The organism is Caloranaerobacter azorensis DSM 13643 (assembly GCF_900129995.1).
Taxonomy (GTDB): Bacteria; Bacillota; Clostridia; order Tissierellales; family Thermohalobacteraceae; genus Caloranaerobacter; species Caloranaerobacter azorensis.
The window spans coordinates 21,175-30,853 of the sequence record NZ_FQXO01000023.1 but is presented as its reverse complement, the minus strand read 5'-3'; the positions used below and the strand labels follow the sequence as shown (position 1 = coordinate 30,853).

7 protein-coding genes and 4 tRNA genes are annotated in these 9,679 nt (G+C 31.9%); all 11 read right to left on the bottom strand.

Annotated elements, in window-relative coordinates; genetic code table 11:
* Positions 1–55: 55 nt before the first annotated feature.
* Positions 56–132 (bottom strand) — tRNA-Asp (locus tag BUB51_RS05295).
* A 1-nt stretch (position 133) separates the two neighbouring features.
* Positions 134–209 (bottom strand) — tRNA-Val (locus tag BUB51_RS05290).
* Positions 210–214: 5 nt separating this feature from the next.
* Positions 215–289, bottom strand: a tRNA-Glu gene (locus BUB51_RS05285).
* A gap of 4 nt (positions 290–293) precedes the next feature.
* Positions 294–369: transfer RNA gene (locus BUB51_RS05280), tRNA-Lys, on the bottom strand.
* A gap of 129 nt (positions 370–498) precedes the next feature.
* Positions 499–1,785 carry an adenylosuccinate synthase gene (locus BUB51_RS05275; RefSeq protein WP_073196087.1) on the bottom strand — a complete coding sequence of 429 codons (1,287 nt, stop codon included), beginning with the start codon at positions 1,783–1,785 and terminating at the stop codon, positions 499–501.
* 16 nt (positions 1,786–1,801) lie between these two features.
* On the bottom strand, positions 1,802–3,190 hold the full coding sequence (locus tag BUB51_RS05270) for an NAD(P)/FAD-dependent oxidoreductase (RefSeq protein WP_035165007.1): 1,389 nt from the start codon (positions 3,188–3,190) through the stop codon (positions 1,802–1,804).
* Between the two features lie 248 nt (positions 3,191–3,438).
* Positions 3,439–4,647, bottom strand: a complete 1,209-nt coding sequence (locus BUB51_RS05265; protein WP_073196085.1) for an FprA family A-type flavoprotein — start codon at positions 4,645–4,647, stop codon at positions 3,439–3,441.
* Between the two features lie 194 nt (positions 4,648–4,841).
* Positions 4,842–6,185, bottom strand: a complete 1,344-nt coding sequence (gene dnaB / locus BUB51_RS05260; RefSeq protein ID WP_073196084.1) for a replicative DNA helicase — start codon at positions 6,183–6,185, stop codon at positions 4,842–4,844.
* 73 nt (positions 6,186–6,258) lie between these two features.
* Positions 6,259–6,705, bottom strand: a complete 447-nt coding sequence (gene rplI / locus BUB51_RS05255; RefSeq protein ID WP_073196082.1) for a 50S ribosomal protein L9 — start codon at positions 6,703–6,705, stop codon at positions 6,259–6,261.
* Complete coding sequence (locus tag BUB51_RS05250; RefSeq protein WP_073196080.1) at positions 6,702–8,708, bottom strand: DHH family phosphoesterase; 2,007 nt, start codon at positions 8,706–8,708, stop codon at positions 6,702–6,704. The genes rplI and BUB51_RS05250 overlap by 4 nt, the downstream gene beginning before the upstream one ends.
* A 17-nt stretch (positions 8,709–8,725) precedes the next feature.
* Positions 8,726–9,679: a YybS family protein gene (locus tag BUB51_RS05245; protein ID WP_073196078.1), complete on the bottom strand. Its 954-nt coding sequence runs from the start codon at positions 9,677–9,679 to the stop codon at positions 8,726–8,728.

Sequence of the window (9,679 nt, the reverse complement as noted above, 5' to 3'; positions counted from 1 at the left end):
TCCAATTTTACATTTTAAATTTTTAATTTTCAATCTCTTGCATAAGCAAGATAAGTGGCGACCCGGAAGGGACTCGAACCCTCGACCTCCAGCGTGACAGGCTGGCATTCTAACCAACTGAACTACCGGGCCGTGGTGGGCGCGACAGGGCTCGAACCTGTGACCTCCTGCTTGTAAGGCAGATGCTCTCCCAGCTGAGCTACGCGCCCAATTTTGGTGACCCTACCGGGATTCGAACCCGGGTTACCGCCGTGAAAGGGCGGTGTCTTAACCACTTGACCATAGGGCCATAATGGTGACCCATCCGCGACTCGAACGCGGGACACCCTGATTAAAAGTCAGGTGCTCTACCGACTGAGCTAATGGGTCATTTCGCAACTCACAGTTATATATATTACAGGATTAAATATTATTTGTCAACACTTTTTTTAAATTTTTTTATGTGGTTTATTTTGCCAAAACTAAACCCCTGATACTAAAGCATCAGGGGTTGTTAAATTAAAAAATATTTTCTCTTAATATAGTTGCATTTCTATTAGGCCCTATAGAAACCATTTTAACTTTAACACCAGTAAGCTCTTCAATCTTATAAATATATTTCTTTGCATTTTCAGGTAAATCATCAAACGTCTTTACATTCTCTATTTCTTCTTCTTTCCATCCATCCAAGACTTCATATATAGGTTTACATCTCTTTAGAGTTTCTAAACTCGAAGGAAAATCTTTAATCACTTTACCATCAAGCTCATATGCTGTACATATCTTTATTTTTTCAAAGCCACCTAATGTATCTAATTTAGTAATTACGATAGATGTAAGTCCATTTATTCTAGCTGAATACCTAAGCATAACAGTATCTAACCACCCACATCTTCTCGCTCTACCTGTTGTAGTTCCATATTCATGCCCTTTTTCTCTTATCATATCCCCTGTCTCATCAAATAATTCGGTTGGAAAAGGCCCTTTCCCTACTCTTGTAGTATAAGCTTTAACTACTCCTAAAACTTCACTTATTCCAAACGGACTTATTCCTGTTCCAACTGTTACTCCACCAGAAATCGGATGAGACGAAGTAACATATGGATATGTTCCAAAATCTATATCTAGAAGTGTTCCCTGTGCTCCCTCAAATAATATCTTTTTGCCATCCTCAATAGCTTCATTTAATAAAGCAGTTGTATCCACAACATATTTTTTTATTTGTTCTAAATAATCCATATATTCTGTTACAATGCTATCTTCATCAAGTCCTCTTTCCTCATAAAGTTTCTCTATTATTTCATTTTTTTCTCTTATGTTTCTTCTAATCTTTTCTTCTAAAATATCTTTATAAAATATATCACACATTCTAATTCCACTTCTCTCGACTTTATCCCTATAGCAAGGCCCTATTCCCTTAATTGTTGTTCCAATCTTACTTTTGCCCCTTTTTTTCTCCTCTAGCTCATCTAGTTTAATATGATAAGGGAATATAATATGTGCCCTATCACTTATTCTCAAATTGTCAGTTTTTATACCTCTATCATTTAAATACTTTATTTCTTCCAATAATGATTTAGGATTCACAACAACACCATTACCAATTACACACACTTTTTCCTCATAAAATATTCCTGACGGTATTAAATGCAACTTAAACTGTTTTTCTCCTATTTCAACTGTATGCCCTGCATTATCTCCACCTTGATATCTGACAACTATATCTGCTTTCTCTGATAAAAAATCTGTTATCTTTCCTTTACCTTCATCTCCCCATTGGGCACCTAATATAACAAGTGTATTCATTAAATCATCCCCTTTATTATTTGTTTAACCTTCTTATTATTTCTCTTGCAACAACTACTCCTGCAACAGAAGCTTGTGCCAATCCTCTTGTAACTCCAGCACCGTCTCCCGCAGCAAATAGATTATCTATTTCCGTTTCAAGATTATTTGTAAGCTTAACTCTTGAAGAATAAAATTTAACTTCAACGCCATATAAAAGAGTATGCTTTGAAAATACTCCAGGAGCTATCTTATCCATAGCCTCTAACATTTCTATTATATCTGTCAAATGTCTATATGGAAGTACCAGACTTAAATCACCGGGAGTAGCATCTACTAATGTAGGCTGAACTAGACTTCTTCTTAATCTGCTTTCTGTAGTTCTTCTGCCATCTAATAAATCTCCTAATCTCTGCACTATTACTCCATCTCCCAGCATATTAGCCAATGTTGCAACGTACTTCCCATAAGCTATAGGAGAATTGAATGGTTCAGTAAATTCTTTAGAAACTAAAAGTGCAAAATTAGTATTTTCTGTTTTCCTTTCTGCATAACTATGCCCATTAACTGTTTTTATACCATCATTATTTTCTACAACTACTTCACCGTAAGGATTCATGCAAAAAGTTCTTACTCTATCATCAAATGATTTTGTATAATAAATCAATTTAGACTCATAGACAACATCGGTAATTTCCTCTAATACTACAGCTGGAACTTCTACTCTAACTCCAATATCAACTGCATTATTTTTTAGACTAAGCCCTAATCTTTCAGCCTCTTTTTTAAACCATTCAGAACCCTCTCTACCGGGTACTGCAACTACATAATCACCAAAAAACTCTTCATCTCTAGTTTTAACTCCTAAAACTTTACCATCTTTAACTAAAATTTGGTTAGCAGGCGATAAATATTTTATCGTTATTCTATCCCTTAAATATTCTTCCATTCTCTTTAATATATTAAAACATCTTTCAGTACCTAAATGCTTAACCTTTGCAGGTATAAGCTTTAAATCTGCAGCGGCAGCTTTCCTTTGAATTTCTCTTATTTTTTCGGTATTAGTACCATGTATTTTTTCTGTAGCACCAAACTTCAAATATATTCTATCAATGTAATTTATAAGGTCTTCAAGTTCTTTTTTTGTCATATATTCATCTAAAACGCCACCAAACTCTGAAGTAAGTGTCAATTTACCATCACTAAATGCACCTGCTCCTCCCCAGCCATTAACTATAGAACAAGGTTTACACTGAACACATTTAACCCCTCTTGTCTTTATCGGACATATTCTGCCTTCAATACTTCTTCCCTTTTCGAGTAACAATATATCCATGTTTTCATCATATTTTAATAATTCTAATGCGGTAAAAATACCCGCAGGTCCTCCACCAATTATTATAACATCATAATTTTTCTTTGGCATCTTCATTACCTCTTTTCTAAAAGAATTTTCGTTATAACACGAATAACCCTTAACTATATTATCAAATCAATTTATTAAAGTCAATAAAATTCCGAATGTTATTTGTTATGTTGCTCATAAATGTTCGTTTTATTTGGTTGTATCTATTCAGCTTTATCTTATAATGATGATAATATATACTTCGATAATATATATTCCCCAAAAAATCATAAAAACACATCCAACAATCAATTGGATGTGTTTTTGTGTTATTTGTTATTTTCTAATAATTTTTCTCCAAATTCCTTACCAAACTCTATACATTTTTCGAATGCTTTTTCATACGGTACGAAGTTTACTTTAAGCCCTTCTCTAAAAATCTTTAATTTAAGATTTTTTAGATTTTCCTCTATAATCTTTACCGCTTCGCCGCTCCAGCCATATGAACCAAAAGCCGCCGCTAATTTCCCTCTATTTGTCATAGGATTAATTACGCTTAACAATTTATATATTGGGGGCAATATATTTTGATTTATAGTAGGAGAACCTATTAATATAGCCGTACTTTTAGATATTTCCTCCTCTAGTTCAAAACTATCCATCATTTCAATATCACATATTTTAACATCAATATCTCCCGATTGTCTTATTCCCTCTGCAATTTTTTCTGCCATCTTACCAGTATTCCCATAAGCTGAAACATAAGCAATAAATACTCTATTTTTTTGAGGTTTTTTGCTTGCATCTTCAGCCCATTCTTCAGATAATTTAACATATTTTCTCCAGTTACTTCTTAATATCGGTCCATGCCCCGGACAAATAACATCTATATCTAAACTTTTTATTTTATCTATAGCTTTAAGCATATAATTACTAAAAGGCTTTAATATAACATCAAAATAATACTTAAAAGCATCATCAAAATCTCCAACTAAATCATCGAACATCCTACTGTCGCAATAATGACATCCAAAAGAATCACAAGTAAATAATACTTTATCTTCTTCTAAATAGGTATACATACTATCTGGCCAATGTAAAAAAGGCGCTGAAATAAATTTTAAGGTTTTATTTCCTAAACTCAATGTATCTCCGTCATTTACAACCATATATTTAAAGTCTATATCAACCATATGTTTTAAATAATTAATAGCCGATTTAGAAGCAACAACAGTAGCATTTGGAGCTATCCTTAATAAATGCCTTAAATTACCCGAATGGTCTGGTTCTGTATGATTTAATATGATATAATCTATCTGTTCAGGGTTCGTAATGGTTTTTATTTTCTCTAAATATTCATCTTTAAATTTCTCTTTAGTTGTTTCTATAACAGCTTTCTTTTCTGCATCTATGAAATAAGAATTATATGTAGAACCATATTTTGTTTCCATAACGACATCAAATGTAACTAATTCAGGGTCTAAAACACCAATCCATTTAACTTTATCCTTTATATCTAATATTTGATTATTACTCATTAAAATACCTCCCAATTTTATTTCCAAGATTAATTTACCCTAAATACATTTTTATAAACAAATATTTTTTTATAAATCAATTCAAATTGCTTAAAGCATAAAAAAATAAGGGGGTTCTCCACAAAATTTGTTGACAAGGCAAAATATTAAGGAATAAATTTGTCAACAGTTTAAAAGAGTTTCCCCTCACAAGTTTATTGTCTATACTTCTCTAAATTTAAGAATTTAGTAAACTGTCCCATCCAAACTAACTCAACTGTACCTGTAGGACCATTACGCTGCTTTGCTATTATTACCTCCCCAATATTCTTTTTGTCTGTGTCTGGATGATAATATTCGTCTCTATATAAAAGCATTACTACGTCTGCATCCTGTTCTATTGCACCAGATTCCCTTAAATCTGATAAAATAGGTCTGTGATCAGATCTTAACTCGGGTGCACGTGAAAGCTGCGATAACGCTACTACCGGACAATCCATTTCTCTTGCTAATCCTTTTAATCCCCTCGATATAGCCGATATCTCCTGCTGTCTGTTTTCAGCTTTGCCGTCTCCCTGCATTAGCTGCAAATAGTCAATAAGTATTAAATCTAATCCCTTTTCTATCTTTAATCTTCTGCATTTTGCCTTCATTTCACTTAATGTAATTCCGGGAGTATCGTCAATGTATATTTTAGCCTGAGATAAAGGTCCCATTGCTCTAACCAATCTCATCCACTCGTCTTCACTTAATTGCCCATTTCTAATTTTTTGTATCTCTACATGTGATTCAATACTTAACATACGCTGTACTAATTGCTCTTTCGACATCTCTAAACTAAATATGGCAACCGATGCATTACTTTTTAATGCACTATTTAATGCAACATTCAATGCAAAAGCCGTTTTACCCATTGAAGGTCTAGCGGCAACTAATATTAAGTCTGATTTCTGCAATCCCGATGTTTTATTATCTATGTCGATAAAACCAGTAGTTAACCCTGTTATACCGCCTTTGTTTTCAAACATCTCTTCAATCTTATTAAGACTATCTAATAGAATATTTTTAATAGGTGCAAATCCCTCATGACTTTTTCTTTGAGTAATGTCAAATATCTTCTTTTCTGCCAACTCAATTATATTGCTTATTTCTTCATCAGCCTCATAACCCTTTGCCATTATTTCATCAGATGCTTTAATCAGCTTTCTTAAAATAGATTTTTCTTCAACTATCTCGCAGTAGTGTTTTATATTAGCAGTAGTAGATATACCCTCTGATAAATCAGCTAAATAAGTCATTCCACCAATCGCTTCTAAAGTACCCCTTTTTTTCAATTCTTCAGATAAAGTTATCAAATCAACGGGTTCGTTTCTATCATTAAGCGCTAATATAGCTTCATATATCTCCTTATGAGCCTCTTTATAAAAATCATCCGGTCTTAATATTTCAATAGCAGTAATTATTGAATCTTTATCTAATATCATTGACCCTAAAACAGATTGTTCGGCTTCGATACTATGCGGAGGTACTTTCCCAATGGTTTTTATGTTTTCAGTCATACATATCACCTCCCAATATGAATTACAGCACTTTTTAAGGCAGTTCCCTTAAAAAGTGCTGGTTATAAAAATGCTAACTTTCAGATACCTCAACTCTAAGTTTTGCAACAACAGACGGATATACTTTAACATCAACTACAGTAGTTCCAAGAGTTCTTATATTCTCTTCTAACACGATTTTCTTTTTATCAATTTTTATTTTATGCTGTTTATTCAATGCATCAGCAATATCTTTACTTGTAATAGACCCAAATAATTTTCCATTCACTCCGGCTTTACCTTGTATTTTTACAGTAATATTAGATATCTTTTCAGCTAATTTTTTAGCCTTTTCTAATTCCTCTTTCTGCTTAATTTCTTTAGCCTTCTGCTGCTCTTTTAATACTTTCAAATTACCTTCTGTTGCTTCTTTAGCAGCTCCTCTCGGCAAAAGAAAATTCCTTGCATAGCCATCTTTTACATTAACAACGCTGCCTTTTTTACCAAGTCCTTTAACATCTTTTAATAATATTACCTTCATTGCTTTTCACCTTCCTTAATATATTCTCTTATTGCTTCTTTTAACCTTTCTTTTGCTTGATGTAAATCAGTTCCATCTAACCGCGTACCAGCCGCCGTTAGATGTCCTCCTCCTCCTAATTTTTCAAGAATTAATTGAACATTAATATCTCCTAATGACCTACCACTTATATGTATTTTATCATCATTTATCACCAATACAAAAGAGGCTTTTATACCACTAATGTTCAACAAGTCATCTGCTGACTGTGCAGCAATCAGTACCGAATCATCATTAACCTCATCTAACGTTGATATAGCTATAACTCCATCTATTATTTCTGCTTTTTTTACAACTTCGGCTCTTAAAATAAATGTATGTAAATCATCTTGAAATAACTTCCTTACCGATGTAGTGTCTGCTCCTGCTCTTCTTAAAAAAGAAGCTGCTTCAAAAGTCCTCACTCCAGTTTTAAAGGTAAAATGCTTGGTATCTACTGCTATACCCGCCAACATAGCCTCTGCTTCAAATTTTTCTATCTCAATTTTATCTCCCATATAATACAGTATCTCTGTAACTAATTCACATGTTGATGAAGCATAAGGCTCTAAATACATGAGTACCGGTTCTTCTATAAACTCTGCTCCTCTCCTATGATGGTCGATTAAGACCACCTTATCAACTATTTTTAATAGCTCCGGAGCTTCTGTATAACTTGGCCTATGAATATCCACAACAATACATAAAGAAGTTTTATCCGCTTTGGCTATAGCTTCTTCAGGAGTAATTATATATTTTAAATATTGAGGATGTTCTTCCCTCATTTTGTTATAAATATTCTTTATTGAAGGATTAACTCCGCTTAATATAATATATCCTTCTTTTCCCCTACTTCTAACAGCCCTAAATATTCCCAACGATGCACCAAAACTATCCATATCAGCTATTTTATGTCCCATAATAAATACTCTATCAGCTTGGTCTATAAGCTGCCTTAAGGCATGAGAAATAACTCTCGCTTTCACTTTAGTCCTTTTCTCAACCGCTTTACTTTTGCCGCCATAGAATTCAAGTTTATCTATCTTTTTAACAACAGCTTGATCTCCGCCTCTTCCCAATGCAATATCTATAGCAGCCTTTGCAAACTCATAAAGCTGTGCAGGATTCTTTCCATTTACACCTACACCTATACTCAAAGTAACTGGTATTTTATTGCCTACATTTATTTCTCTTATATCATCAAGTATATCAAATTTTTTTGCTTCTAAATTCTGCAGATATTTATGCTCAAAAATTATCAAATATTTGTCGCTTTCATACTTCCTTATAAATCCGTTTATTCTTGATGCAAAAATATTTAGCCTTCTATCTATTTCTGCTATAACTATTGGCCTTGTAGTTTCCTCCATACTCTTTATAACTTCATTATAATTGTCAACTTGCACTAAACACACATTAATTTTTTTGTTATTATATTTGTTTTTTAATACTGTAAAATTAGTTATATCTATCCAATATAACATTATTATATAGTCTTTTTTATTTTTGTTTTCCTTTTTTACTATATTATATAATACTTTATAATGTCTATCTTTAATCATTGCCTCAATTACCATATCTTTTTCATTATCCATTATATCGTCTATATTAAATCCTGAAATTATATCATTTATTCTAGCCTCAAGTATATCTTCTCTATCGATTATTTCCATAAATTTAGGATTATACCAAGTTATTCGACCATCTACTTCAACCATTACTAAAGGAATTGGTAAGTTTAAAATTGCATGTTTTGTTGCCGTATCAAAGTCTTCCGTAAGACTTTCTATATATTTAGTCCATTCAACTTTTTTTAAATGAACATTTTTCCAGTGGTAATAAATTAGATAAAGTAAAACAATTATCCCCATACCTGCAATTACAGGTTCATAAAAAGCTATAATTAGTATAAGTATCCCTATTATCCAGAGATAGATTTTAGTATCGGGTACTAAAAATCTAAAAATATTCTTTCCATTTCCCATTTTATCCTCCTAAATAATCAGGAAACTTTAACTTTCCTAAAGTTAACAAATGAATCTACAAAACCAATAAAAGAAACAAACATCCACATAGGAGCATATATTATTGATAATACTAATATTATTCCCTTTATAACCTTATTAATTTTTATCTTATCCAGATAAAACACCAAAACTGCCAATCCCTGTATAAATAAAATGAATAGAATAACAAATGTTACATTTAAAAATATTGTCTGATAATAGAATATCTTAAAATACTTAATAATCCAAGTAAATATGAATATCACCAGAATACCCAATATTGCATTACCAGGCATTCTAAAATATTTAAATTTTGGTACATCGATATTTGAATTGCCAATTCTTCTTAGCAAAACTCCCGATATCAAATAATTAATATATGCTACAAATCCTGAAAAAACAACTAAAGCCGCAGGTAATGTAGCAATCATATAATCTATAGCTGAATGCATCATACTTTTAATTTTTGACATCTCATAATTAGTTAAACCCATATTTTTAACCATATTTAATTGAATTTTAAAAGCTTCATTAAGAGAAAGCTCCATATGTTCAACAAAGTTTATTCCAAATATATATCCTGATAGCAATATAACAATCAAAACTGAAACAAAAAATACTACTGTTGTAGTAATTAAAATTTTATATGATTTCTCCTTTTTACTAATCAAATGCGTGAAAACAACAGATAAAGGTCCAAATAATAACATTAAGGATATTCCAGTAAATAAATCTATCAATATACCTAACATGAAACTCGACACTATAATTGATAATATACTATATCTTATATTTCTCCTAAATCCCAGTATTATAAAAGGAACGGGATATAATAACATAACTATAGAAAATATATTAATCCCTATTAAAGCTAAAATAATCGTTAAAGCCGTAATTATTCCGGCTTCTGCTATCGCATTAGTTTTATTATTTAAATTCAAAGAAATCAC